Below are 24,177 nucleotides of genomic sequence, written 5' to 3' on the forward strand. Positions count from 1 at the left end.
AAACAGGCGTTCTTCATTGCTTCGAACCCTTGCGGCAGGGGCGGCGGGGTGCTAGTTTCCGCGCTGTAATTCACGTTCTGGCAGATATCTATCTGCCGGGTTTTTTGTCATTCCTTAAGAGAGACTTTCATCCATGTCGTCTTTGGATAAGGAAACAGTTCGCCGTATTGCCTATCTTTCGCGTATCAACGTGTCCGAAGAAGGCCTTTCCGAACTGGCGGGAGATTTGACCCGTATCCTCGATTTTGTCGAGGAACTGCAAGAAGTTGATGTTGAAGGCTGCGAGCCGCTGACATCTGTTGCCGATCTGACCCTGCCGCTGCGCAAGGACGAAGTCACCGATGGCAATATCCAGCATAAAGTGCTGTCAAACGCACCGATGACCGATGCTGGCTGTTTTGTTGTGCCCAAGGTGGTTGAATAATGACTGATCTGACAAAGCTGACACTTGCAGAAGCCCGCGACGGGCTTGCAAAGGGTGATTATACCTCGGTCGAACTGACCGAAGCACACCTGAAATCGATGGACGCACATCGCAATCTGAATGCGTACATCACCGAAACCCCGGAAAAGGCCATGGAAATGGCCAAGGCATCCGATGCCAAGCGCGCCAAGGGCAGTGCCGGCAAAATGGAAGGCCTGCCGATTGCGGTCAAAGACCTGTTCTGCACCGAAGGTGTCCAGACCACGGCGGCATCGCACATCCTTGAAGGTTTCAAACCGGAATATGAATCCACTGTTACCAGCAACCTGTTTGGCAATGGTGCGGTGATGCTGGGCAAGGCGAACCTTGACGAGTTCGCCATGGGGTCGTCGAATACCTCGTCCTATTACGGCAATGTGATCAACCCGTGGAAAGACAAATCCGGCAAGGATCTGGTTCCGGGTGGATCTTCCGGTGGTTCGGCGGCTGCTGTTGCTGCCAACATGGCGCTGGCCGCGACCGGTACCGATACCGGTGGTTCGATCCGTCAGCCGGCATCTTATTGCGGTATTGTTGGTCTGAAGCCGACCTATGGTCGTTGCTCACGCTGGGGCATTGTTGCCTTTGCAAGCTCGCTTGATCAGGCCGGCCCGATGACCAAAACCGTTCGCGACGCGGCGATCATGCTGGGTTCGATGGCGGGTCACGATGCCAAGGACAGCACGTCTGCACCGATTGCGGTTCCGGATTTCGAAGCGGCCCTGACCGGTGACATCCGTGGCATGAAAATCGGTATTCCGAAGGAATATCGTGTTGATGGCATGCCCGAAGAAATCAGCAAGCTTTGGGATGACGGCGTTGCCATGTTGCGCGATGCCGGTGCCGAAGTTGTCGATGTGACCCTGCCGCACACCAAATATGCGCTGGGCACCTATTACATCGTCGCCCCGGCAGAGGCATCGTCGAACCTTGCACGGTATGACGGCCTTCGTTATGGCCAGCGTGTCATGGATGACGGCGACAGCCTTGATGACATGTACATGAAATCCCGTGCTGCCGGTTTCGGCAAGGAAGTCCAGCGCCGTATCATGATCGGTACCTATGTGCTGTCGGCTGGTTATTATGACGCCTATTACAACAAGGCGCTTAAAGTCCGTCGTCGCATTTATCAGGACTTCGAAGGTGCGTTTGGTCAGGTCGATGCGATCCTGACCCCGACCGCACCGTCTGCGGCCTTTGCCATCGGTGAAAACGAAGGCGATCCGGTCAAGATGTATCTCAATGACGTCTTCACCGTTCCTGCAAGCCTTGCGGGTCTTCCGGGCATTTCGGTGCCGACCGGTCTTTCGGCCGAAGGATTGCCGCTGGGTCTTCAGCTGATTGGCAAGCCGTTTGATGAAGAAACCGTTTTGCGTGTCGGTGGCGTGCTCGAAAGTGCTGCCAACTTTACCGCAAAACCTGCCGGGCAGGAGGGCTGATCCATGAGCTATATTCTTGAAGGTTCTACCGGCCCGTGGGAAATCGTTGTCGGTCTTGAAGTCCACTGCCAGGTGATTTCCAAGTCCAAGCTGTTTTCAGGTGCTTCGACCAAGTTCGGTAACGAGCCCAACAGCAATGTCAGCCTCGTTGATGCGGCCATGCCGGGCATGCTTCCGGTCGTGAACGCAGAATGTGTGCGTCAGGCGGTTAAAACCGGTCTGGGCCTTAAAGCCAAGATCAACAAGGAAAGCGTTTTTGCCCGCAAAAACTATTTCTATGCCGATCTGCCGCAGGGCTATCAGATTTCGCAGTTCGACAAACCGATTGTCGGTGAAGGCACGATCATTCTGGATATGCCTGATGGTTCGACCAAGTCGGTTGGCATTGAACGCCTGCATCTTGAACAGGATGCCGGTAAATCGATGCACGATCAGGACCCGAAATATTCGCATATCGACCTGAACCGTTCGGGTGTGGCGCTGATGGAAATCGTTTCCATGCCAGACATTCGTTCGCCGGAAGAAGCGGGTGCATACCTTACCAAGCTGCGTGCGATTGTGCGTTATCTTGGCACCTGTGATGGCAACATGAACGAAGGCTCCATGCGTTGTGATGCCAACGTTTCAGTGCGTCGTCCGGGCGAAGGTTTTGGTACGCGTTGCGAGATCAAGAACGTCAACTCCATCCGTTTCGTGATGCAGGCGATCGAGATCGAAGCAAAACGCCAGATCGAAGTCATCGAAGGCGGCGGGGAAATCCAGCAGGAAACCCGTCTCTATGATCAGCGTCTGGGGGAAACCCGCTCGATGCGTTCCAAGGAAATGGCACATGATTATCGCTATTTCCCGGATCCGGATCTGCTTCCGCTGGTATTTGATGACGCGTTCATTTCGGAAATCGAAAAAGAACTGCCCGAACTGCCAGACGAGAAAAAGGCCCGCTTCATGCGTGAAAACGGTCTGTCGGCATATGATGCCGGTGTTCTTGTTGCCGAAAAGGAAAAGGCTGATTACTACGAAGTTGTTGCCAAGGGCCGTGATGGCAAACTGGCGGCGAACTGGGTGATCACCAACCTGTACGGTGCGCTGAACAAGGCAGAAGTCGGGATTGCTGATAGCCCGGTAACGGCCGAAAACCTTGGCAAGCTGATCGATCTGATCTCTGACGACACCATTTCTGGCCGTATCGCCAAGGATGTCTTTGAAATCATGATCGAAACCGGCGGCGATCCGGAAAAGATCGTCGAGGAAAAAGGTCTTAAGCAGATCACCGATACCGGCGCGATTGAGACGGCGATTGACGAAGTCATTGCCGCGAACCCGGACAAGGTCGAAGAGATCCGCGCTGGTAAAGACAAAATGCTTGGCTGGTTTGTTGGTCAGGTCATGAAATCCACGGGTGGCAAGGCCAACCCGGGCATGGTCAACAAGCTGCTACGCGATAAAATCCTCGGCTGATTGTAATCATAAGACCAAAGAAAAAGCCGCCCGTTTGGGCGGCTTTTTTTTGTATGACTAATTGGCCTGGTTTTGAATTTCGCGTGGAATATCAGCCGTTAAGTGTCGAAGCGCGGTTTCAAGTAAGGACCGGCTGGGCGAATCGCGCACGATATCATCAACGTCAAAGTTCTTGCCGTTCATCGGGATCGTTATGCAGGCGTCTGTGACGATGCGTGCATCCATGGTGCGAATGGTTTCAATCAATGCCGCCTGTGCGATTGTTGCCCGGCCAGAAGCATTCAGGCAGGCGACCGGTTTTTGCATGAATTCGCCACTGGCCACCACCCAATCAAGGGCATTCTTGATCGCGCCAGTGACACCATGGGCATATTCGGGACTGGCGATCAGGACTGCATCCGCGCGACGAAGTGCATCTCGAAGCGCCGCGACATTGCGATCATCGGTATCTTCATTGTCCGGATTAAAGATCGGAAGGTGGCCCAAGCCATCAAACAGATGAATGGTTGCACCATGGGGGCCTGCAACCTTTTGTGCCGCTTGAAGGAGCGTTTTGTTGATCGATGCTTGGCGAAGGCTTCCGCACAGGGCTGTGATATGAAAAGTCATTTTGTGCCGCTATCTGTTTGTGGCGATGTTTGCACAAACGAGCACGCAGCGTAAAGAAAAGCCGCCAGCATATTTTCAATACTGGCGGCTCTGACGTTCGGGTGGGGGACGAGAACGTGGGTGTCTAGTCTAGCGGGCCTCGGATGCCGGATAACCGGCATCGGTGATCGCCGCGATCAGGGCATTGACGTCGGGGTTTCCGGAAACAGCGACTTCGCCATTTGCCAGATCAACCTCGGCACCTTCAACGCCGCTGACCTTGGTTGCTGCTTTGGTCACGGCACTTGCGCAATGACCGCAGCTCATTTTTTCGACCTTCAGTTTCACCATCAGATTTCTCCATATGATCAGTGTCTATGAACGCAGTATGGAGGTTCCAGTAGATGGAAGGTCAAGCAGTTTTATGCAGACAAAAGTTTGATGACTTCATCGGCCGTTGCATCGCTTGATGCCGGGTTCTGACCGGTGACAAGTTTGCCATCAACAACCGCATAGGACGCCCAGTTGTCGCCGCGCTCAAACGTTGCGCCATGCTTCTTGAATTCGTCCTCAATCGACAGCGGTACAACGTTTTCAAGGCCGACGGCCTTTTCTTCATCATTGGTGAAGCTGGTAACACGTTTGCCCGAAACAAGCGGTTTGCCATCTGGCGTCTTGGCGTTCACCAAGGCGGCCGGACCGTGGCAGACGGCAGCAACCGGTTTGTTCTGGGCAACGAACGCCTCGATCAGGGCAATGGATTTCTGATCAGTTGCCAGATCCCAGAGCGGACCGTGCCCACCCGGATAGAACAGGGCGTCAAAATCATCGGCTTTCAAACCCTCAAGGGTGACGGTGTTGGCGAAAACAGCGTTTGCCGCTTCGTCCTTTTCAAACCGCTCGGTCGCATCGGTCAGGGCGTCGGGCACTTGGCTGTTGGGATCAAGGGGCGGCTTGCCGCCTTTGGGGGATGCCAGCGTGATCTCTGCCTCGACGTCCTTGAAGCGATAGTAAGGGGCTGCAAACTCTTCGAGCCAGATACCGGTCTTGTGTCCGGTGTCACCCATCTGATCATGTGACGTAACAATCATCAAAATACGCATCAGTTCCTCCATGCGTGGAATTCATTTGCACTCATCTTAACTGGCTGACAGAATTTGCGAAAGATTGATGAAGTGAACACATTGTCAAATTTAATGAGCATATTGAATGTCGGCACTTGATGAAGTTCGGGCGATGATGATTTTTGCCCGCGTTGTTGACGAAGGCGGGTTTTCAGCGGCCGCGCGGAAAATGGGGCTCAGCCGTGCGGCCATTTCCCATCAAATTCGCCAGCTTGAGACACGCCTTGGCGTGCCTTTGTTGCGCAGAAGCACACGCAGTTTCAGCCTGACCGATGCAGGTGCACGCTATTACGACAGTTGCCGCACCATTTCCCTCGAAGCCGAAGCAGCGCGAAAACGCGTCGAAGAACTGCGTGACGATCCGGTGGGCAAAATATCGCTGACCTGTTCGGTTCATCTCGGCACACTTCGAATTGTGCCGATCCTTGACCGGTTCCGGCAAACATATCCGGGTGTCTCGATTGATGTGCATCTCAGCGACGAAGTTGTCGATCTGATTGGTCGCGGCATTGATATTGCCGTGCGTTCCGGGCCATTGAAAAATTCGGAACTCAAGAATTTCAAACTTTATCAGACCCACAGGATCATCGCAGCCAGCAAGTCCTACGTCAGCAAGTTCGGATTGCCCGAAAGCCCGGATGATTTATCCGAACATGAATGGGTAATGTATAGCCGTGTTCCTGAAACGCTGACGCTTCAATGCGCCGACGGCACCCGAAATATCCGCGTGTCGGGCAGTGTTCGGGTGGATAACGCGACAGCCAGATTGCAGTTCCTGCGGGGCGGTCACGGATTGGCGGTTGTTCCGCTATGTGATGTTCAGCAGGAAATTGATAACGGCGAGTTGATCCGGGTTTTGCCTGATTGCAAGCTGCCGGATCTTGAGATCTATGCCGTTTATCCGGGCGGTGTGACCCGCAGTGCAAAGGTTCAGTCTCTTCTGGATTATATGCGGCGTGAAATGCGTGAAATCGATATTTCGCGCAATGGGCAAGTTCAAGGCGACAGCCATATTGATCATTCGTGATTGTTGGGCTATTCCCCTGTGACGACTTTCGGGGGGAGACGCATGGCCAACCTGTTTTTCTATTACTCGTCCATGAATGCGGGGAAATCGACCACCTTGCTTCAGGCGAGTTTCAATTACCGTGAACGCGGCATGGAAACGTTACTGATGACAGTGGCGTTTGATAACCGCTTTGGCGAAGGCAAGATTGCGTCGCGCATTGGTCTTGAAGCACCGGCACTGCTGTTTGATGCCAATACAGATATGACGGCCCTTATCCTCGAGCAGGTCGAAAAGGGAAAAGTCGATTGTGTCCTGATTGACGAGGCACAGTTCCTGTCTAAAGAACAGGTCTGGCAACTTTCGGATATCGCCGACATCCATGGCATCCCTGTGTTGTGCTATGGCATCCGCACCGATTTCCAGGGGCAATTGTTTGAAGGTTCCAAATGGCTGCTGGCGTGGGCGGACAAGCTTAATGAGCTTAAAACCATCTGCCACTGCGGTCGCAAGGCCGGCATGGTTTTGCGGGTTGATCAAGATGGCAAACCTGTCCGCGAAGGGGCACAGGTCGAAATCGGCGGGAATGACCGTTATGTCCCGGTCTGTCGTCGCCATTTCAAGGAAGCGATGGACGAGTAAGGCGCACTCGATATGGCGTTCTAGTTCCCGATGAGCGCCCGTATTTCCGGTGCCAGCAGGCTATAGGCCACCAGCCACATAACGCCACAGGTTACGCCATCAATGATCTTCCAGGTGATTGGGCGTGCGACATAGGGGGCAAGCCATGCAGCCCCCAGTGCAATGGCAAAGAACCAGACAAAACTGGCACTCATGGCGCCCAAGGCAAAGCCAAGTCTTTCGTCCGCTGGATATTGGCCGCCAATACCACCAAGCATGACGACCGTATCAAGATAGACATGCGGGTTCAAAAGCGTGACCGCGAGGGTGGTCCCAAGAACCGCCTTCCAGCCGGTTTTCGAGATCGCCTTTTCCGACAATGTTTCGGTTTCAAACAACCGCCGCAGAGCACCAAATCCATACCAGATCAGGAATAAACCGCCGCCCCAAGCCGCAACCTTTGTGAGGAGCGGGTAGGCAGCAATCAGCGTTCCAAGCCCTGCGACGCCCGCTGCAATCAAAACCGCATCACACAAGGCGCAGACGAAGGCCACCATCACCGGATGATTGCGCCGCAATCCCTGACCGAGAACAAAGGCATTCTGCGCGCCAATCGCAATGATCAGCCCGCCGCCAAGGCCAAATCCGGTGGCATAGGTTAAAAGCATTCTCTGGCATTCCTTGTGCTGTGGTCCGCCGTTGATAGCATCTTTGTCCTTTAAGAAAATCGAATTATACTAAACATGGATTAGAAAAATTTATGGTTAGTCATGCTCGATTACAAATTGGTTGAGGCCTGCGCGGAGGTTATCCGTTTCGGAAGCTTTGAGAAGGCGGCGCGGGCGCTTGGACTAACTCAGTCTGCAATATCCCAGCGGGTCAAGCTGATGGAGGAGCGACTTGGTCAGCCAGTGTTGGTGCGCGCCAAGCCGGTTGTCCCAACCGTTGCAGGCCAAAGGTTGCTTGCGCATTATCAAAGTGTGCGACTGCTTGAACAGGATCTGGGTTCAGAACTGCCAGAGCTGCGCGCCGAAGGCGAATTTGGTCAGGTAACGCTTGCGGTTAATGCCGACAGTCTGGCGACCTGGTTTGTTGATGTGCCCAAGCTTCTGTTCGAGAAACTTGGGGTTCTGGTGCATTTGGTCGTCGATGATGAATCGCTTAATCATCAATCCTTGCAGGAAGGAAACGTGCTCGGTGCGGTCAGTTTGCGCAATACACCCATTCAGGGATGTCGGGTGCGGCCCCTGGGCTCCATGCGTTACTTTATGGTGGTTTCACCAGAATTTCAGGAACGCTATTTCAAGGATGGCGTAACCTCGGATGCCTTGCGCGCCTGTCCAGCGGTGAATTTTTCCGAACATGATGAACTGCAAAACCAGTTCCTTCATCAATATTTCGGACTAAACCCCGGGGAATTCCCCGCCCACACGGTCCCAAGTTCACAGGGGTTCGTGACCCTTGCCGAACAGGGTGTCGCCTACGCCGTCGTTGAACAGCATCAGGCGGAAGAGGGGCTTCTCACCGGAAAGCTGGTTCGGCCGTGTCCGTTTGAAATTGATCGTCCATTATATTGGCATCACAAAACCATCAACAGTCGGCTTCTTGATCAGGTCAACGATATCGTCCTGTCTGAGGCGCGCCGTCATCTGCCGGAAATTTCGCAGTAAAATCATGTCTCTCTGAACATTGTTTTGTCTTATTTGCCAAGGACATTCACCGCTGCCAAGTGACCCGATTTGACTTGCATGCAAAAGTGTCGCTTACTTTGATGTGCGAACCAGTCCGTATAACGGATTGTAAAGACAGGAAAACAATGTCTCATCGACTGATCGCCTGTGAAAATTGCGACTATCTCCATGTCGAGGAAGAAATCCCGACGGGCAGTGTCGCATATTGCGTTCGATGTGGATCGCCGTTGTACCGCGCGGCACAGGTGCGCTTTGACAAACCGTTGGCACTGGCTGTTACGGCCTTTCTGTTGTTCTTGATTGCCAACAGCTATCCGGTATTGACCTTTGCCATGGAAGGCCGGGTTGAGACCAACACACTGAGCAGTGGCGTGCTGACGTTCTGGCGTGAAGGGTTTCCGTTTTTGGCCATTATGGTCGCCGTCACATCTGTACTGGCACCGCTGGTCCTGATTACGGCGCACATCTATGTATTGCTGCCGATCAGCTTGAACCGGCAAGTGCCCGGCATGCAGCAGGTCTGGCGCATTCTGGCGATCATCCGGCCCTGGTCGATGCTGGATGTCTTCCTGATCGGGTTGCTGGTGGCTTTGACCAAGCTGACGGATTTTGCTGACGTCATTGCCGGTCCTGCGTTTTTTGCGATTTGCTGTCTGATCCCGACGGTTCTTCTGATGAATATCACGCTTGATCCGCGCTACGTTTGGCGGCGGTTGGCACCGGCAAACCTGCGTTATTCGACATCTGAAGATATTGGCAACCAACAAGGTTCAGATCAGCAAGACAGAGCACTTCTGACCTGTCACACATGCTCCATGGTTGTTCTGGGCGGCGGGCATGAAAATGTGCATTGTCCGCGCTGTGGTGCGATGGTGCATCACCGAAAACCACGCAGCCTGTCGCGTTCATGGGCGTTATTGCTGGCTGCTGTCATTTTGTATGTGCCGGCAAATGTCTTTCCGATCATGACCGTGACGTATCTTGGCCGGGCAGAGGCAGACACAATACTTTCCGGCGTCAGCGCGCTGGTCCGGGCCGGAGAGTGGCCAATTGCCATCGTTGTCTTTACTGCAAGCATTCTGGTGCCAATCATCAAAATCCTGCTGTTGGGGTGGGTTTATATTGCGACCGCCTTGGGGTTGTCTGGTCCACTCAAGGAGCGCACATTGATTTATCGTATCACGGAGCTGATCGGGCGATGGTCGATGGTTGATGTGTTTATGGTATCGATCCTTGCTGCACTGGTGAAACTTGGAAATATCGCAACAGTTCAACCCGGTTTCGGGGCTGTGGCATTCTGTGGGGTGGTTATTTTGACAATGCTGTCGGCCATGGCCTTTGATCCGCGTTTGATTTGGGATCGCGCCGGTATGCAAACGGTCAAGCGACCAAGATTGGCAAGAGTGAAGACAGATCATGACCGCGTTCAAAATCAGGGGATTCCGTCATGAGTGACGCGAAAAGTTCAGAACCGGATCAACAGCCGGAAAAGCCCGACATCCGAACAGGCTGGGGCCGTTTTTCAATTATCTGGCTGGTGCCGCTGGTGGCCTTGATCGTCGGTGGTTGGCTGTTGTGGCGTGATATCGTCTCAAAGGGTCCTGAAATCACCGTGACGTTTGAAGCGGCAGAAGGTCTATCTGCCGGTAAGACAGCCGTGCGTTATCGCGATGTCGATGTCGGTCAGGTAACAGCCATCAATCTTGCCGACGATATGGAACATGTTGTTCTGACGATCCGGATGAACGCAGATTTCAGCGATTACCTGACAGATAAAACGCGGTTCTGGGTTGTGCGTCCACGTGTGAGTGCGCGGGGTATTACCGGCTTGGAAACCATTGTTTCCGGGGCCTACATTGAAGTGATACCGGACAAGTCGGGGGAAAAGGCACGCCAATTTATTGGCGAGGAAGAGCCGCAATTTATCCCTGATGAAGAAAACGGCACGCGTTTTGTCCTGACCGCAGAAGAACTTGGTTCCCTGGGTGAGGGGACACCGGTCCTTCTGCGCGGGATCGAGGTCGGAGAGGTGCTTGATACCGAACTGGATGCCAATGCGGATGGTGTTTCAATCCCCGTATTTATCCGCAAACCTTTCGATGCGCTTGTTAAACGCCAAACCAGATTTTGGGATTCAAGCGGGATTGCCCTTGATCTGAATGCCGAAGGCTTTTCTGTGCGCGCGCAGTCTGTTCGCTCTGTTTTGGCGGGCGGGATCAACTTTTATACGCCGCCCGCAAATGAAAACGACGAAATGGCAACCGCAGATACGGTATTCCGCCTGCATGAAAGCCTTGAGAAAGCCGAACTGCTTGCCGAGGGATACAGCCAGCGCTACATGCTTTATTTCGATTCCTCGGTTCGCGGGCTTTCGCGCGGTGCACCTGTGGAATTTAACGGTATCCGTGTCGGGACAGTCGAAAGTGTCGACCTTGAATATGTCGTCACACAGCACGCCTTCCGTGTGCCGGTTGAAGTCACACTTGAACCCGAACGGGTAAGCATCGTCGGTGGACGCTTGGGGGATGTTGACCCGCAGGAAACCATTGAAACCCTGATTGATAATGGCCTGCGTGCCCGCCTCAAGACAGGAAGTTTCATTACGGGTCAGTTGTTTGTCGATCTGTCCATGCATCCGGTTTCCCCGGCGCGCTATCTTGGCAATCAAGAGGGCAATTTGCCGGAACTTCCGACATTGCCGCAAAAGCTGGACGAAATTGCAAATTCGCTAACCAGTCTTCTTGAAAAGGTCGAAACCTTCCCGATTGAAGAAATCGGAATTCGCCTGCTTGGGACCGTGGAGGGCATGGAGAATATCGTAACGTCGCCGGCCCTGAATAACGGGATGATCAGCCTGCAACAGGCCGCAGCGGGCATAAATACGCTTGTTACCAATCTGGATGCGAGTGTGTTACCCGCAACCCAGACCGCACTGGATGCAGCACGTGAGGCACTTGGCGGTGTTCGCGATGTCACGGCGCCAACGTCACCTGTGCGTTACAACCTTGAACAGGCCCTGAAAGAACTCGGTGCGACGGCGCGTTCCCTGCGTGAACTGACCGATTTCCTCGAACAGAACCCGAGTGCCCTTATCCTTGGCAAGAGCGGCCCGGAGGAGAATAAATGATGCGACAGACAGTCCGAAAAATGATCTCCAGATGGGGGGTGCTGCTGGTTGCACCGCTTTTGGCCGCTTGTGCGTCACCCTCGGTTCCTGACCAATATTATTTGCTGTCACCAATGGTGCAGCCGGTGTCGCCGGCACCCGGTGAAACGACGGTCATTGGTGTCGGGCCGGTGACAATTCCAAGCTATCTCGACCGATCGACGATCGTCACGCGCAGTGCCGCCAATCGACCGGAGGTCAATTCCGGATACCGCTGGGCCGAACCACTGGGCGAGAACATCAATCGTGTTCTTATGGATAACCTCGACAGGACCGGGGTTGCAGCACGGTTGGAAGTCTTTCCCTGGAACTCACGGGATATGGTGGAATGGCAGGTGGTTGTTGATATTGACCGTTTTGAACGGCAGGCCGATGGCAATGTTAACCTGACAGCGCGCTGGAAGCTTGTGCATTTCCAAAGTGGGGAAATCGTCACAGCGGCCAAGTATGACAAGGTCAGCACACCAGTCGATCAAACACTCGATAACACTGTTATCGCCATGAGCAGTCTGCTTGCCGATTTGACGGCCGAAATTGCGGCGCGGATACCGTGATTCGTCGCGAAATGACGGTTCAAGGGCAAATACGCAGTTTGATTTTCAGAATTTCCCGCTCGAAGGGCAGGGGAATTCAGGAAATTCTAAAGAAATACCCGAAAGTATATAAAACATCTGCATCGAACTATTGTTTTAGGAACCCGAATAGCAGTATAAGTAAGAATAAATATAAAAATTGGGACACGCGCCTGACTAGTTAAACGGCAGACTTATGCCGCCCAAACAGGAAGTTAGGGAGCCAGAGCGCGTCATGTCGGATACGACATTTGAAGTTATGGTCCAGCGTGGGGATCGCTGGATAATCCATTCGACATTTGATGTCGAACAGGAGGCGGTTACAGAAGCTGAAAAGCTTGTGAAAACCAAGATCTCTGCCGTGCGCGTTATTCGTAACTGGGAACGCGGCGACGGTCGTCATATTGAAAAAGTACTTCTCGAAAAACAAGGCGCGGGCGAGGACCAGGACGATGACGTTCGGGTAACTTCGATCGACGAAGCGCCGTTGTGCGAGACGGATAACGACCTTTTGCAGAAAGAAAGCCGCGCGACCATCAACCGGTTGCTGCGCAAATATTTCGAGCAGGAAATTCTGACGCCTTGCGAGGTAATGTACAATTACCAGAACCTTCGCAAGTTGATGTTCCATGACACTTTGATGCCGACCGCGGTTGACAAGGTTGCCGGGCTTCATGCCAAGGCGACTGATGGCGATCACATTGAGGCGATGAACAACCTTCATGGCGCGATTGAGCAGCTTTCTGCGCGCGCCCGAGAAGTTGAAAAAGTCGATCTTCCGGCATTCGAAGACGCCACCATTTCGGAAGTGCGTGACGAAATCCGACGCCTCAACCTTGCGGAAGATACCGACTTCCTGACCATGGTTGCGTTGACGCGCGTGCTGTCCTCGACCCGTAACTGGGTTGGCAAACTTGACCTCGCGCTTAAGGTTAAGGGCGATGAAAAGGACGAAGCCGCCCGTAAGATGATTGATGACGTGATTGCCGATATTCTCGGCTCTCCCGTCGCACTCAAGGAACTGCTTGGCGGTTCCCGCAGCTTTGGCGAAGCCGTGACCCTGCACATTGACCTCGCACTTGGCCGTGCAAAGGGAAATCGCGGTGCTGCTGATGACATTCTTGAACTTCTGAACCCGCTGTTTGGGTCCGGCCTTTTGGCCAACAGTCAGGAAGCGATGTTTGATTACATCGTTCGTGAACTGCGCAGTGCCAATAGCCTGCAACGCCACGAAAGCGATCCGGATCCGCTTGACGGTATCCTTGAACGCCTGATCACAGAGCAGGGCGTGATTTATGGCACGCCGATGGTCAGCGCGATTGCCGAACGCGGCGCCCGCCTGCGCAATGTTGGCGGCCCAAGGGCGCTGATCGAAGGTGTTGCAGAAATCAATAGTCGCCTGATCCCGAACTTCCGGAAGCTGACCTGGCTTATTGCGGTCGCCAATAGCGGGATCGTCGAAGACTTTGCCGACGAACTCTATGAGATGATGCGCGACGCTGTTGGTGATATGCGTGCTTTGCGCGCGTTCTGTGAGCCGGACGCCAAGCCACGCGACAAAATGGCGACTGTCAAACATATGAACGACGTGCTTGCGGCATCAAACGTTCCTGATGAGCAGAAGGCCGAAATCGGCGCCAAGCTTGATGACGGACTGGCAGAGTATCTTGTCCGCGAGAAGGTGATTGAACGCATCGATAATCCGAGCCTGCACCTGCGCAAACGCGCCTATATGCTGGTTCAATTCTGTTCAAGCGGTGTTCTGATTGAGGGCAAGTCGGCTGCCATGGCACGTAAAAGGGTCGTCGGGTATCTGAAACAGCCCAACTTTACCGACAAGTTGGTCGATGACATCAAGGACATGACGACCAAGGAAGGCACGATCCGCGATTTCTATGCATTGTTGCAACGAAGCGGGTTCTGACCCGAATACATCCTTTTTGGGCGTTGAATGATCAAAACACCCCACGAAAGCCGATTGGCAAGATTCGTGGGGTGTTTGTCATTGTTGCCACATCCGCAATTCGGCATCATGTATCTCTGACAAGGAGCTACGATGATGTCCAACTCGCCCCACACCCCAAAATTAGTCGCCTGCCATGCCTTTGATGGTGTCATGAGCCTCGATGTCATCGGACCGCTTCAGGTGTTTGGCTCGGCAAATGACGAGCTTTCCGCGCTGGGTCGGCCACAAGGATACGAAGGGATCGTTGTGGCCGGGGCGAGTGGGCCGGTACGGACATCCTGTGGCGTGCGAATATATGCCGATATGGCGTGGCGCGACCTTGATCTGGAAACGGTCGATACCTTGCTGGTGCCAGGTGGTGTCGGTGTTCTGACAGAATGTAAAGAACCGCAAATCCTTGATTGGGTCAGAAAGGCCGAAGGCATCGTGCCACGGCTAGGGTCGATCTGTTCAGGTGCACTTATTCTGGCCGAGGCCGGGGTGCTTGATGGCAAAATGGCCACAACCCACTGGTCGCGTTGTGAGCAAATGGCACGGGATTACCCGGCAATCCAAATGATGGGGGATCGGCTGCATAGCTATGATCCCGCGGGCTTGGATGGCGATCCGCACGTTTTTACATCAGCTGGCGTCACCGCCGGGATTGATCTGGCGCTGGCAATCGTCGAAGCGGATTTCGGTCGTGCCCTGGCCTTGTCCGTTGCACGCAGGCTTGTGATGTTCCTCAAACGGCCCGGCGGGCAGGCTCAGTTCAGTGCCTACCTGATCCCTGAAACAGGTGCCACAGCACGGCTTGCAAATCTGCTTGAATGGTTGCCCGGCAATATCGCCAAGGATTTGTCACTTGAAACACTGGCCGAACGTGCCGGGATGACACCGCGCACTTTTTCACGGGTGTTTGCGCGCGATCTGGGGATGAGCCCGGCGCGTTACGTCGAACGCGTCCGGGTAGAAGCCGCCCGTGCGCTGTTGCAGGACGAAGCCCTTGCCATTGGGCAAGTTGCCGAGTTGTGTGGCTTCCGTCATCCGGAAACGCTGCGCCGGGCGTTTCAGCGCCATCTTTCTGTCAGTCCCCAGGAATATGCGGAGCGCTTTGCCCGCAAATCATTAGTCACCGCAAACTAGCGACGGTTTGACGGCTTTCATCACAGTCTGAATTTCAGGAGTTGGGAACATGTTGTTGCTGACCAATGGATCATTGCGTCTGCTTTTCTTAGCACAGGCGCTGTATTGGTCCTGTTCACTGATCGGCATTACGCTGACATCGCTTGTCGGTGTGTCGCTTGCCGCCGCGCCATCAATGGCAACTTTGCCACTTGGATTGCTTATGGTCGGCAATCTCGTATCTGTTCATCCGCTTGCCATGTTGATGCAGCGTCGTGGACGACGCGTTGGGTTGTTTGTCGGGGCACTCTTTGGGGTTTTGGGTGGCTTGATGGTGGCTTACGGCATTTATATCGGTTCGTTCTGGCTGGTGACGCTTGCCGCCGCACTGATTGGCACCTATCAGGCGTCGGCTATGTATTATCGTTACGCGGCGCTGGAAACTGTCGCGCCATCCGAAAAGGGGCGTGCTGCCGCCCTTGTTCTGGGCGGGGGTGTTCTTGCCGCGCTAATTGCCCCGGAGATTGCTGTTGCCAGCCAAGGCATGTTCCCGGTTCCGTTTGCCGGGGCCTACGTGGCACTGGCAGGTCTGGCGGCCTTGGGTGCATCCTTGATGATCATGTTGCCAGATGGTGGCATTCCGCAACGTGCCGGGTCGAGCAGGGCAGTCATGTCCAGTCTGTTGCGTCGCCCAGTCATTCGCGGGGCAATCGCCATCAGTGCCGCCGGGCAGGGTATTATGGTCCTGGTCATGACAGCGACACCGCTTGCGATGAAATATTGTGGATTTGATGTGGATGTTTCGGCCAACGTGATCCGCTGGCATTTGATCGGGATGTTCTTGCCGGCCTTCGTTGCCGGGCCAATGATCGACCGGTTTGGGCCACGCCGGGTCGCATCATTCGGGGCGTTTGCGCTGGTAATAAGTGTTGGCGTTGCCGTCTCGGGCATTTCGATTGCCGCTTTTCTGATCAGTTCGTTCCTTCTGGGGATTGGCTGGAACATGATGCTGTTGGCAGCGACGACGATGCTGGGCGAGGGGCATGATGCGGCGGAACGCGGGCATGCTCAAAGCCTGATGGAGCTTGGCAACAGTGGGACGGCGACAGTCGCCACAATTGCCAGCGGGGCATTGATCGCGGGTGCCGGTTGGAGCCTGATCAACTTTGGTGTGCTGCCCGTTTTGGGTGTTGCACTGATTTTGATGTGGCGGGGATATGCCGCAAAGCAAGCAACCGCAGGCGTATGAAATCAAAAGAAACCGCCGGTCAAGACGACCGGCGGTGAAGTTGCAGGGCGAACGGGGATCGCCGCCCCGGCGCGACTGAAGTCGCTTGCACCCCAAGCCGTTCGGGATGGACGCGAACGGGTCGGGTTCATGTGTACAGGCAATAAAAAACCGGCCATCAGGCCGGTTGGGATACCAAACTTGTCGCGTTGCCTGCGACGAATTCCTTGATCTTCTGCAAAACGAAATCGCGTGAACTGTTTTCGCGGGTGCGGAACAGGACTTCGCGGTCCTGAATGACCAGCCCCATGTAAACAGGGTCGTTATGACCTTCCTTGGTCATCTTGAGGGCGCGAAGGGTATGACCGAGATCATCCGTGCTTTGATAGATCGTACGCATTTTTCTCCAACCAGCATTTACGTCAAAAGACGGTGAAAAACCAATCGACCACACCGTTATGACAGCTGTTTTTTTCTATCCGATGACAGCCATGTGATGGTTTGAAGACTCTTTTCCCAATCAACCGTGAAATGCAGTGAGCAATGCAGTCAAAAAGCTGCTGGTTTTATTTGGCAGGACTGTTAAAAAGAAAACGACCTTAACGCCGGTTTCGGGCATTGACATGCGCCATGGCGATGTTTAAGAAAGGCGTCGTTCCGCAGGGAACACCAAGGACATAAAGGGCAAGTGGCCGAGTGGCTGAAGGCGCTCCCCTGCTAAGGGAGTATAGGGTCAAAAGCCCTATCGAGGGTTCGAATCCCTCCTTGCCCGCCATTGATTAAAGCACCCCAAAAGGGTGCTTTTTTCGTTTCGAGCCCGCGCATTTGGGCCGCGGCCGACGCGATTGATCATGGTGAGGCCAGATCCGTTCCCAAATCACGTTGGCTCATCGCAAGAGATCAAAAATTACAACTGTTTAGTACATATCGCCATCGGCGCAGCCAGCTTGATTTCGGCTGTTTCCTATGATCTATCTGAAAAGCTCCAAGCCGAAGGTGGAACAGAAAAAGGGCTTGAGCGTTCTGGTGTGCAGCAAAACAAGAAAACAGACGGGGCCGGAATGACGAGCCAGTTAAGCTATCTGAGCATTGATCGACGAGATGATCTGAGCCGAGAAGAGTTTATTGTCCAGTATCTTAAGCCCAAACGTCCCGTCATCATGCGCAGTTTCGCCGCAAACTGGCCTGCATTGGAAAAGTGGTCTTATGACTACCTGAAGCAGGGCTGTGGCGATGTCGAGGTGCCGCTTTACAGCGAGGCATTTGCGAACTCGGACAACGACTATCTCGATTCAACCCAAAGCATGCCCTTTGGCGAATATCTTGATCTTATTCAGGCGGGGCCGACACCTCTTCGCATGTTTTTGTTCAATGTGTTCAAGCATATGCCACAACTGCGCGAGGATTTTTCATATCCTGACCTGGGCGTCACGTTCCTGAAAAATCATCCATTCCTGTTTGTTGGTGGTCAGGACGCGTATGTCGATATTCATTACGATCTGGATCACAGCCATGTTTTTCTGACGCAGATGACCGGCACCAAACGTGTGATCCTGTATGGAAGCGAGAACGGACGGCACCTGTATCAGCATCCGCTGACTGTTTCGTGCAATATTGATTTTCGAAACCCGGATCTGGAACGCTATCCCAAGCTTAAGGATATTCACGGCTATGAATGCATTCTGGAGCCCGGCGATACCATCTTTATCCCCAGCCGCTGGTGGCATTTCATCGAATACAGCACGGCTGGCATCAGCCTGACATTGCGCGCCTTGCCGGAAACCTGGCCTGCGCGTGCGGCGGGTCTTGCCAGCATCTTCAAGCTCAAGGTCATTGACCAGTATCTCGGCAAGATGATTGGCGAGAAGAAGTGGTATCAGATGAAGGAAGACTGGGCACACGCCCGGGCGCGCAAGGCGTAAGCTGATTATGCCTTTTTCAGGATGATGTCATAGCCGTTTTGAACCCCAGCATGGGCCCATCGCGTCAGTTCCTTGCGGTTGTCAAATTCGGATACCGGACGGCTTGGACTGAAATGGACTTTGACGGTACAGCCCGACGTTGCCATGAACCGCCAGAAATGGAAGGCAAGGGTGGTGTCGTCAAACCACGGGTAAAGAACCGTTTCCGGTTCTGGCGAAGATCCACTCGCGCTGTCTTTCAGGCATAAAACGGTTATCGGCTGAACGTGGCAAACTTCAGCAATCTTTTCATCAAACACAAATTCCATCAGCGACGATTTGAACGGCAGGACGACACTTCCATCCGTACTTGTCCCTTCGGCAAACAGAACCAGCCTGCGGTCGGGCAGGATCTTGTCGCGCAGGATCTTGATCTGTTCGTGGGATTTGATGGCCCGACGTTCAACAAAAATGGTTTGGCAACAACGCGCAAGGAACCCGATCCCCGGCCAACTGCGAACTTCGGACTTGGCGATGAAATTAACGGTGAACAGCGCGTTGATCACCGGAATGTCGAGGTAAGACGTATGGTTCCCCAACAGCAGCAAAGGAAGTGTTTCGCTTGGCGATCCGGTGACTTCGACCTTAATGCCGGTGATCTTGCGGGCACCAAGATGCCAGATGCGGACAATCTGGGAACTGGCCCGGAGCTTGAGACCTTCAAGGATCAAGAAAGGGATCAGCATCGCAAACAGCCAGACCATCAGCGTCGTGAATTTTAGCCCTGCCTTCACGTGCTGTGCTGGTGTGATCGGTGCAGTGATGTGGGGTGTTGCCATCTGGTCCAAAGCGCTTGAAAACCCTTGTTTGACGTCACGGATGTTTCTTTTAACAGTAATCGCACTCACGTGTTTAGAGGTGTGAGATCAAGGCGATCAGCCTGCTTTTTGTAGAATCTGTAGTATTGGTCGGGAACCTTGGCGACATCGACTGTAATCAATACATCAAGCGTCTTGAAATCGGGATCAAGTGCGACGCCATCGCCAACAACGCCTCCCAGTGACAAGTAGGCTTTGATCAAGGGTGGCAATTTCGCAAGTGCCTCGTCCGGATCAATGTCGTCTTTTGCGATGCGTTCCATCGACTGATAATCGAGTGCGCGCGCAATATGAGGTTCATCATCCAATCGGTAGTGATGCAGGTATGACAGTTCGTAGGCGATCTTGTCGATATCGGTCGCATGGAAGCTTGCACAGCCGAACAAATAGCGAATGTCATGATTGAAAATCAGCTTGGTGATACCGCGCCACAGAAGCTGAATGGCCTTGCCATCGCGATAGTCCTTGTGAACACAGGACCGGCCGACTTCCATGCAGTTGTCTTTCACGGCGTCAAGCAGGGGAATAGAGAACTCTTCCTGCGCGATGTATGACAGATCTGCGGGTTTCTGTTGCGAAAGCAGCAATCTGGTGGTGGCGATGACTTTCTTGTCATTTTCATTATCCACGACCAGCAGGTGTTCGCAGAACGCGTCGAATTTATCGCTATCAAGGCCGGCCGAGTGTTGCTCGGTCATGGCTTTGGCGTGAAATTCGCCAAAGAAGACCTCAAAGCGAAGTTTTTGCGCCGCTTTCAGGTCTTGTTTGGTCTTGGCAAGATGAACAGAAAATCTACCGGATGCCATATTGGAAATTAATTCTGTTGTTCTAATGAAACTTGGTTGCCGTCGCTTTTCGCGATGACAGAGTGATTTGTATCACATAATGAACTGTCTATGAAAACAATATGATAGCGTTAAATTGACCAGTGTTTTCGGGTGAACACCGTCGCGGATTGAAAAGCCCAAGGCGTATTGATGACAAGGTCAAATGCGTCATCTGGTATTGCCGTGATTTGCACTGTGACCAATCCAGAAAAATATTCTCTGCTGTGTGGCATAAAGGTGGCCGGTGAAACGTTATCCTTATTGGGCTTGTCGCAATTTTGGGCAAAGTCCCCACATGAGTTTGGATGTTTTTCACGATGACAGAGGTCGCCATGCCGTTCACAACCAGCTGGGTCAAAGAAATTACGACCGGTTTTGTTCTTGTCGGAGCCAGTCTTGCTCTGACAGCACCTGTACAGTCACATGCGGCTAATCAGGAACATCATCACACTGTCGTCGAACTTGCCCAAGGTGGTGGCATTTTTAGTGATGAGGAACGGCGCATTATTCGCGATGTGCTTGATGTTGCGACCGGGCAGACTGACCAAGATAGCGACAAAAAGAACAAGGGTAACAAGGGCAAAGGCAACAAAGGCTTGCCGCCCGGTATTGCCATGAAGCTTGAGCGCGGTGGTACCTTGCCGCCCGGCATCGCCAAACGCGATTTACCCGATAACCTGATTTCACGACTTCCTGCGCGCACGGACGGCGCGCTGCGTCAGATCGTTGGCGACGATGTTGTGCTGATCGAAAAGGGGACCGAGATCATTCTTGATGTGATCCGGGATGTTGCCAGGAACTAAGTTGCGTTGCCTGCATCCGACAGAAAGAAAGCGGCGCCCGATTGGCGCCGCTTTTGGTTCTGCAAGCTTGGTTTGTTTGCCGTTTGGCCATCAGGTGAAGGCGTTAAAGGTAATGATGGTCTGCGTATCCTTGATATGAGGCAGCTTGTGGATACTTTCGTTCACATAGCGCCCAATATCCTGTCCATCATCAATATATACCTTGACCAACAATTCAAACGGGCCGGAGATGGAATAGACTTCGGAAACGCCTTCGACTTCTTCAACAAGCGCTGCTGCGACGTCATAGGCTTTGCCAAGTTCACATTTCACAAAGATGAAAAATGGATGCATCGGATCGGCTCCGGTTTGATGTTGAATTCAGGACAAGCTACCTGCGTTGCATGATCCATGCAATCATCAAGCAGGATCTTGGTTTGGCCCCTTTGGGTCAAAGGACTTTGCTTTCGGCCTTTGCCGCGCGTTCCGTGACCGCGTCCAGCGTCAGATCCCAAACAGTGGTGCCCTCGGTTTCTGCCGTCAGGCTGGCCATCGCGAGGCCCGATGCCATTGCATCGTCAAAGCTTGTATGCGGTTTCGAGTAAGCCGACAGAAAACCGGAATAGAAGGCATCACCCGCACCATTGACGTCCTTGACCTTGGTGGGCAACGGATGCCAGAACGCCGTCCCCGATGCCGACGAGGAGACAACCCCTTGGGCACCAAGCGTGATCACGACATCTGGGATACCCTTGCCGCGCAAAAGCTCGACCGCGACTTTCGCCTGCACAAGATCGTTGATCTCGATACCGGTCAGGATGCGTGTTTCTGCACGGTTGGCAATCAGCAGGTCCAGTTTATCAAGCACCGGCTTGAACCGTACTGCCTTGCTGGGCGAAACGGTAGCTGCGCACAATTTTGTCGTCTGTTTGTTTTCGGCAAGCCACATGATGCTTTCGGTTGGCAGGTTCGCATCAACCAACCACCAGGGCCGTGCCTGAAGGTTTGCCAGATGCGGTTCAAGGCGATCAATGGTCAGCAGGTCATAGACCTCGGCATTCATCATGCCGAGCGCGAGTTCGCCGGTTTCATCAAGAAGGGCCGTGTAACCGGCCGTTGCCATGCCACTGATCTTCATCAGATGGCGGGTATCGATCCCAAGTTCGGACAGCGCCTCGATCACCTGATCGCCATCCCCGTCATCCCCGACAGCACCAAGCATCGCGACATTATTGCCCAGAAGCCGAAGATGCACCGCAATGTTGCGGCTGACACCGCCAGGTTTGCGATGCAATGTCCGAACCGGGTTCGAGGCAGCAGGGACAAAAGTCTCGGTACATTGCAGGGTGCGGTCGAAATGGGCGGCACCAAAGCAAAGAATGTTGGCATTAGTCGTCATAGAGAACGGGTGCTCTTTGTCGTGGCACGTCACGCAAGTGACGGACATGTGCTGTAAGCGATGTTGATAAGCCTCAAGCGCGCATGAAGGCAAGGAAAACAAAAAAGGCAGTCCGTAACGGACTGCCTTTCGTTCGCTTGATCACTCAGAAAACCTTTTTATTTCAGATTGATGCGGCCCTTGGTCGTTGGGGTCAGTGGCGAGTTAAGCCCGATATAGTCGGCAACAGCCTGCTCAAGGTTCGGTCCGAAGTCATAGACATCTTCGGCATTATCCCGGAACAGGGCGTAGCCATCACCGCCATTGCGCATGAAGTCGTTGGAAACGACGCCATACATTTTGCCAGCCTCGATCGGTACGAAGCCGTTGCCATCGGCAACCATGACGTTTGAAACACGCGATCCGGCAGGTTGCGACAGATCAAGGTCAAATTTCAGGCCCGCAACCTGCGGAAACTGGCCTTTGCCTTCCTCGACAAGCGATACACCATGTTCAAGCGATGCAACGATATCAGCGCCGGAAAGCTTGAAGGTTGCCAGCGCATTCTGGAACGGCAGAACCGTCAGGACTTCACCCATGGTAACCGTGCCTTCATCGATGCTTGCACGCACACCGCCGCCGTTCTGAATGGCGATCTGATAGTCATCGCCAGCTTTCCAGAGCATGGCATCGGCAACCAACGAACCCATGGAACATTCCATCTTGCGGCAGATTTCGCGCGATCCATCTGCAGGTGCCGTGAAGCTGCCAACTTCAAGGGTGCGAACGGCATCAACCTGACCGCTGGCTTCAGAGATAACGGCAAGAACATCCTCGGCCGGTTTGATGCTGGCATCAAGGGCAATCGGATCACCCGACCATGCGGTTGCCACACCGGCATCATCAAATGTGACATTCAGATCGCCAAGATAACGGCTGTAGGCATACGCCTGGACGATCAGAACAGGTTTGCCATCGGCACCATTTTTGACGACCGGGTAGGGATGGGATGCCTTGTCATCACTGTTGGAAAACAGAAGATGATCATGACCGCCGACAATCACGTCAACACCAGTAACATCGCTGACATACTCAAAATCGGCGTATGAGCCCGAATGGCTGAGTGCGACGATTTTGTTGATGCCCTGGGCGGTCAAGCGATCGACCGAGCTTTGCAGTGATTGCGCAAGGTCATTGAACTTGATGTTCGGACCCGCACTTGAAATATCGGCGGTTTCCGGCGTTGTCAGCCCGACGATACCAATGCGTTCACCGCCAACCGTGATGATGGTTTCAGGTTTGATCAGTTCGTTCAGCCCATCCGTGGTCGCTTCGATATTGGCCGACAAAATGGGGGTAAGGCTTTTTTTGATGAAGCTTGCCAGAACGTCCGGGCCATCATCAAACTCATGGTTGCCAACCGCCATTGCATCATAATCAACAAGGTTCATCAGCTCCGCCGTCAGCGAACCCTTGTAGGTCGAATAGTAAAGGGACCCTTGGAACTGATCACCTGCATCGACAACCAGAACATTGCCGCCTTCGGCACGGGCGTGACGAATGGCTGTGGCAAGACGGCCGTAGCCGCCAAAGCACTTGCCTTCTGCATCATCCTCGGCACTGCAGGTGTTATTGTATTTTGTGACCGATTCAACGCGGTCATGAACGTCATTGGTATGGATCAGACGCAAATCATAATCGGCCAACGCGCTTCCGGCACCAAGGCTCAGCATGGTGCAGGCCGACAGCAGCCCTGCAATTGTTCTTTTCATTCCTGTTCTCCAACAATAATCCACTCTTCCTGTCCCGATCGGGAGGGAAAGTATGAAAACGCAAATCTGTGGGTCGGAAAATCTTTGCCCCGCGGAATGCTAGCACCAAACTTTCGCGAACGGTATGTCCGGTTGTTGACGGTGTGGTTAAAATTACACATCGGTTGTGGTCTTAGGTCCGCACCGGTTCATTTATGTCGGGAAGAATCGGAA

General features: G+C 53.5%; 24 protein-coding genes and 1 tRNA gene. 15 read left to right on the plus strand and 10 right to left on the minus strand.

Features of this window, described 5'->3' with window-relative positions:
• Positions 1-133: 133 nt before the first annotated feature.
• Genes gatC through gatB form a run of 3 tightly spaced genes read left to right on the plus strand, consistent with a single transcriptional unit; the run spans position 134 to position 3,360 of the window.
• Complete coding sequence (gatC, locus tag WBY09_RS09970; protein ID WP_336232634.1) at positions 134-424, plus strand: Asp-tRNA(Asn)/Glu-tRNA(Gln) amidotransferase subunit GatC; 291 nt, start codon at positions 134-136, stop codon at positions 422-424.
• Complete coding sequence (gatA, locus tag WBY09_RS09975; protein WP_336232635.1) at positions 424-1,902, plus strand: Asp-tRNA(Asn)/Glu-tRNA(Gln) amidotransferase subunit GatA; 1,479 nt, start codon at positions 424-426, stop codon at positions 1,900-1,902. Before gatC ends, gatA begins: the two co-directional genes overlap by 1 nt.
• A 3-nt stretch (positions 1,903-1,905) precedes the next feature.
• Positions 1,906-3,360 carry an Asp-tRNA(Asn)/Glu-tRNA(Gln) amidotransferase subunit GatB gene (gene gatB, locus WBY09_RS09980; RefSeq protein WP_336232636.1) on the plus strand — a complete coding sequence of 485 codons (1,455 nt, stop codon included), beginning with the start codon at positions 1,906-1,908 and terminating at the stop codon, positions 3,358-3,360.
• Positions 3,361-3,417: 57 nt separating this feature from the next.
• Here the strand turns inward: gatB and WBY09_RS09985 are convergent, their stop codons facing one another.
• The 3 genes from WBY09_RS09985 to WBY09_RS09995 all read right to left on the minus strand — a co-directional run bounded on the left by WBY09_RS09985 (position 3,418) and on the right by WBY09_RS09995 (position 5,051).
• Positions 3,418-3,969 (minus strand): NADPH-dependent FMN reductase, encoded by a 552-nt coding sequence (locus WBY09_RS09985; RefSeq protein ID WP_336232637.1) that lies wholly within the window; start codon positions 3,967-3,969, stop codon positions 3,418-3,420.
• Between the two features lie 129 nt (positions 3,970-4,098).
• A complete protein-coding gene (locus WBY09_RS09990; protein ID WP_008890769.1) occupies positions 4,099-4,299 on the minus strand; it encodes a heavy-metal-associated domain-containing protein in 201 nt (66 codons plus the stop codon).
• 71 nt (positions 4,300-4,370) lie between these two features.
• Positions 4,371-5,051 carry a type 1 glutamine amidotransferase domain-containing protein gene (locus WBY09_RS09995; RefSeq protein ID WP_336232638.1) on the minus strand — a complete coding sequence of 227 codons (681 nt, stop codon included), beginning with the start codon at positions 5,049-5,051 and terminating at the stop codon, positions 4,371-4,373.
• A 106-nt stretch (positions 5,052-5,157) separates the two neighbouring features.
• Here WBY09_RS09995 and WBY09_RS10000 point away from each other — a divergent pair, with 106 nt between their 5' ends.
• Positions 5,158-6,099 (plus strand): LysR family transcriptional regulator, encoded by a 942-nt coding sequence (locus WBY09_RS10000; RefSeq protein WP_336232639.1) that lies wholly within the window; start codon positions 5,158-5,160, stop codon positions 6,097-6,099.
• Between the two features lie 42 nt (positions 6,100-6,141).
• Positions 6,142-6,720, plus strand: a complete 579-nt coding sequence (locus WBY09_RS10005; protein ID WP_336232640.1) for a thymidine kinase — start codon at positions 6,142-6,144, stop codon at positions 6,718-6,720.
• Between the two features lie 20 nt (positions 6,721-6,740).
• Here WBY09_RS10005 and WBY09_RS10010 read toward each other — a convergent pair whose 3' ends face one another.
• Positions 6,741-7,367: a LysE/ArgO family amino acid transporter gene (locus tag WBY09_RS10010; RefSeq protein ID WP_064780943.1), complete on the minus strand. Its 627-nt coding sequence runs from the start codon at positions 7,365-7,367 to the stop codon at positions 6,741-6,743.
• Positions 7,368-7,469: 102 nt separating this feature from the next.
• On the opposite strand from WBY09_RS10010, the gene WBY09_RS10015 reads away from it, so the two are divergent.
• From WBY09_RS10015 to WBY09_RS10045, 7 genes are all read left to right on the plus strand, one after another.
• On the plus strand, positions 7,470-8,369 hold the full coding sequence (locus WBY09_RS10015) for a LysR family transcriptional regulator ArgP (RefSeq protein ID WP_286792101.1): 900 nt from the start codon (positions 7,470-7,472) through the stop codon (positions 8,367-8,369).
• Between the two features lie 146 nt (positions 8,370-8,515).
• Positions 8,516-9,841, plus strand: a complete 1,326-nt coding sequence (locus WBY09_RS10020) for a paraquat-inducible protein A (protein ID WP_286792100.1) — start codon at positions 8,516-8,518, stop codon at positions 9,839-9,841.
• The gene (locus tag WBY09_RS10025) at positions 9,838-11,517 is read left to right on the plus strand and encodes a PqiB family protein (RefSeq protein ID WP_336232641.1); all 1,680 of its coding nucleotides are present in this window, start codon (positions 9,838-9,840) and stop codon (positions 11,515-11,517) included. Before WBY09_RS10020 ends, WBY09_RS10025 begins: the two co-directional genes overlap by 4 nt.
• On the plus strand, positions 11,514-12,110 hold the full coding sequence (locus tag WBY09_RS10030) for a PqiC family protein (RefSeq protein ID WP_082923541.1): 597 nt from the start codon (positions 11,514-11,516) through the stop codon (positions 12,108-12,110). Before WBY09_RS10025 ends, WBY09_RS10030 begins: the two co-directional genes overlap by 4 nt.
• 253 nt (positions 12,111-12,363) lie before the next feature.
• Entirely contained in the window at positions 12,364-14,052 is a 1,689-nt protein-coding gene (locus WBY09_RS10035) for a hypothetical protein (protein WP_063089746.1), read from the plus strand.
• Between the two features lie 135 nt (positions 14,053-14,187).
• A complete protein-coding gene (locus WBY09_RS10040; protein ID WP_336232644.1) occupies positions 14,188-15,219 on the plus strand; it encodes a GlxA family transcriptional regulator in 1,032 nt (343 codons plus the stop codon).
• Positions 15,220-15,268: 49 nt separating this feature from the next.
• Entirely contained in the window at positions 15,269-16,447 is a 1,179-nt protein-coding gene (locus WBY09_RS10045) for an MFS transporter (RefSeq protein ID WP_336232646.1), read from the plus strand.
• A 157-nt stretch (positions 16,448-16,604) separates the two neighbouring features.
• Here WBY09_RS10045 and WBY09_RS10050 read toward each other — a convergent pair whose 3' ends face one another.
• Positions 16,605-16,826: a hypothetical protein gene (locus WBY09_RS10050; protein ID WP_008890757.1), complete on the minus strand. Its 222-nt coding sequence runs from the start codon at positions 16,824-16,826 to the stop codon at positions 16,605-16,607.
• A 282-nt stretch (positions 16,827-17,108) separates the two neighbouring features.
• Here WBY09_RS10050 and WBY09_RS10055 point away from each other — a divergent pair.
• Together WBY09_RS10055 and WBY09_RS10060 are read left to right on the plus strand one after the other, a co-directional pair.
• A tRNA-Ser gene (locus WBY09_RS10055) sits at positions 17,109-17,201 on the plus strand.
• A gap of 286 nt (positions 17,202-17,487) precedes the next feature.
• Positions 17,488-18,348: a cupin-like domain-containing protein gene (locus tag WBY09_RS10060; protein WP_336232648.1), complete on the plus strand. Its 861-nt coding sequence runs from the start codon at positions 17,488-17,490 to the stop codon at positions 18,346-18,348.
• Between the two features lie 5 nt (positions 18,349-18,353).
• Here WBY09_RS10060 and WBY09_RS10065 read toward each other — a convergent pair whose 3' ends face one another.
• Positions 18,354-19,166: a lysophospholipid acyltransferase family protein gene (locus WBY09_RS10065; RefSeq protein ID WP_296994642.1), complete on the minus strand. Its 813-nt coding sequence runs from the start codon at positions 19,164-19,166 to the stop codon at positions 18,354-18,356.
• A gap of 65 nt (positions 19,167-19,231) precedes the next feature.
• Positions 19,232-20,011, minus strand: a complete 780-nt coding sequence (locus tag WBY09_RS10070) for a GNAT family N-acetyltransferase (protein ID WP_336232649.1) — start codon at positions 20,009-20,011, stop codon at positions 19,232-19,234.
• 353 nt (positions 20,012-20,364) lie between these two features.
• On the opposite strand from WBY09_RS10070, the gene WBY09_RS10075 reads away from it, so the two are divergent.
• The gene (locus WBY09_RS10075; RefSeq protein ID WP_336232650.1) at positions 20,365-20,835 is read left to right on the plus strand and encodes a hypothetical protein; all 471 of its coding nucleotides are present in this window, start codon (positions 20,365-20,367) and stop codon (positions 20,833-20,835) included.
• Positions 20,836-20,925: 90 nt separating this feature from the next.
• Here WBY09_RS10075 and WBY09_RS10080 read toward each other — a convergent pair whose 3' ends face one another.
• The 3 genes from WBY09_RS10080 to WBY09_RS10090 all read right to left on the minus strand — a co-directional run bounded on the left by WBY09_RS10080 (position 20,926) and on the right by WBY09_RS10090 (position 23,964).
• Complete coding sequence (locus WBY09_RS10080; RefSeq protein WP_063089733.1) at positions 20,926-21,168, minus strand: Lrp/AsnC ligand binding domain-containing protein; 243 nt, start codon at positions 21,166-21,168, stop codon at positions 20,926-20,928.
• Between the two features lie 97 nt (positions 21,169-21,265).
• Positions 21,266-22,213, minus strand: a complete 948-nt coding sequence (locus WBY09_RS10085) for a carbohydrate kinase family protein (RefSeq protein ID WP_336232652.1) — start codon at positions 22,211-22,213, stop codon at positions 21,266-21,268.
• A 158-nt stretch (positions 22,214-22,371) separates the two neighbouring features.
• Entirely contained in the window at positions 22,372-23,964 is a 1,593-nt protein-coding gene (locus WBY09_RS10090; RefSeq protein ID WP_336232654.1) for a bifunctional metallophosphatase/5'-nucleotidase, read from the minus strand.
• Between the last annotated feature and the right edge of the window lie 213 nt (positions 23,965-24,177).

The organism is Thalassospira sp. CH_XMU1458, assembly GCF_037027205.1.
GTDB classification, from domain to species: Bacteria; Pseudomonadota; Alphaproteobacteria; order Rhodospirillales; family Thalassospiraceae; genus Thalassospira; species Thalassospira tepidiphila.

Coding starts and splice junctions, on each gene's coding strand:
- WBY09_RS10085 (WP_336232652.1), bottom strand. CDS start 22,213: ATGACGACTAATGCCAACATTCTTTGCTTTGGTGCCGCCCATTTCGAC.
- WBY09_RS09985 (WP_336232637.1), bottom strand. CDS start 3,969: ATGACTTTTCATATCACAGCCCTGTGCGGAAGCCTTCGCCAAGCATCG.
- WBY09_RS10000 (WP_336232639.1), top strand. CDS start 5,158: ATGTCGGCACTTGATGAAGTTCGGGCGATGATGATTTTTGCCCGCGTT.
- WBY09_RS10065 (WP_296994642.1), bottom strand. CDS start 19,166: ATGGCAACACCCCACATCACTGCACCGATCACACCAGCACAGCACGTG.
- WBY09_RS10050 (WP_008890757.1), bottom strand. CDS start 16,826: ATGCGTACGATCTATCAAAGCACGGATGATCTCGGTCATACCCTTCGC.
- WBY09_RS10080 (WP_063089733.1), bottom strand. CDS start 21,168: ATGCATCCATTTTTCATCTTTGTGAAATGTGAACTTGGCAAAGCCTAT.
- WBY09_RS10020 (WP_286792100.1), top strand. CDS start 8,516: ATGTCTCATCGACTGATCGCCTGTGAAAATTGCGACTATCTCCATGTC.
- gatA (WP_336232635.1), top strand. CDS start 424: ATGACTGATCTGACAAAGCTGACACTTGCAGAAGCCCGCGACGGGCTT.
- WBY09_RS10090 (WP_336232654.1), bottom strand. CDS start 23,964: ATGAAAAGAACAATTGCAGGGCTGCTGTCGGCCTGCACCATGCTGAGC.
- WBY09_RS10045 (WP_336232646.1), top strand. CDS start 15,269: ATGTTGTTGCTGACCAATGGATCATTGCGTCTGCTTTTCTTAGCACAG.
- WBY09_RS10070 (WP_336232649.1), bottom strand. CDS start 20,011: ATGGCATCCGGTAGATTTTCTGTTCATCTTGCCAAGACCAAACAAGAC.
- WBY09_RS10060 (WP_336232648.1), top strand. CDS start 17,488: ATGACGAGCCAGTTAAGCTATCTGAGCATTGATCGACGAGATGATCTG.
- gatB (WP_336232636.1), top strand. CDS start 1,906: ATGAGCTATATTCTTGAAGGTTCTACCGGCCCGTGGGAAATCGTTGTC.
- WBY09_RS10035 (WP_063089746.1), top strand. CDS start 12,364: ATGTCGGATACGACATTTGAAGTTATGGTCCAGCGTGGGGATCGCTGG.
- WBY09_RS10030 (WP_082923541.1), top strand. CDS start 11,514: ATGATGCGACAGACAGTCCGAAAAATGATCTCCAGATGGGGGGTGCTG.
- WBY09_RS09990 (WP_008890769.1), bottom strand. CDS start 4,299: ATGGTGAAACTGAAGGTCGAAAAAATGAGCTGCGGTCATTGCGCAAGT.
- WBY09_RS10015 (WP_286792101.1), top strand. CDS start 7,470: ATGCTCGATTACAAATTGGTTGAGGCCTGCGCGGAGGTTATCCGTTTC.
- WBY09_RS10075 (WP_336232650.1), top strand. CDS start 20,365: ATGCCGTTCACAACCAGCTGGGTCAAAGAAATTACGACCGGTTTTGTT.
- WBY09_RS10025 (WP_336232641.1), top strand. CDS start 9,838: ATGAGTGACGCGAAAAGTTCAGAACCGGATCAACAGCCGGAAAAGCCC.
- WBY09_RS10010 (WP_064780943.1), bottom strand. CDS start 7,367: ATGCTTTTAACCTATGCCACCGGATTTGGCCTTGGCGGCGGGCTGATC.
- WBY09_RS10040 (WP_336232644.1), top strand. CDS start 14,188: ATGTCCAACTCGCCCCACACCCCAAAATTAGTCGCCTGCCATGCCTTT.
- gatC (WP_336232634.1), top strand. CDS start 134: ATGTCGTCTTTGGATAAGGAAACAGTTCGCCGTATTGCCTATCTTTCG.
- WBY09_RS10005 (WP_336232640.1), top strand. CDS start 6,142: ATGGCCAACCTGTTTTTCTATTACTCGTCCATGAATGCGGGGAAATCG.
- WBY09_RS09995 (WP_336232638.1), bottom strand. CDS start 5,051: ATGCGTATTTTGATGATTGTTACGTCACATGATCAGATGGGTGACACC.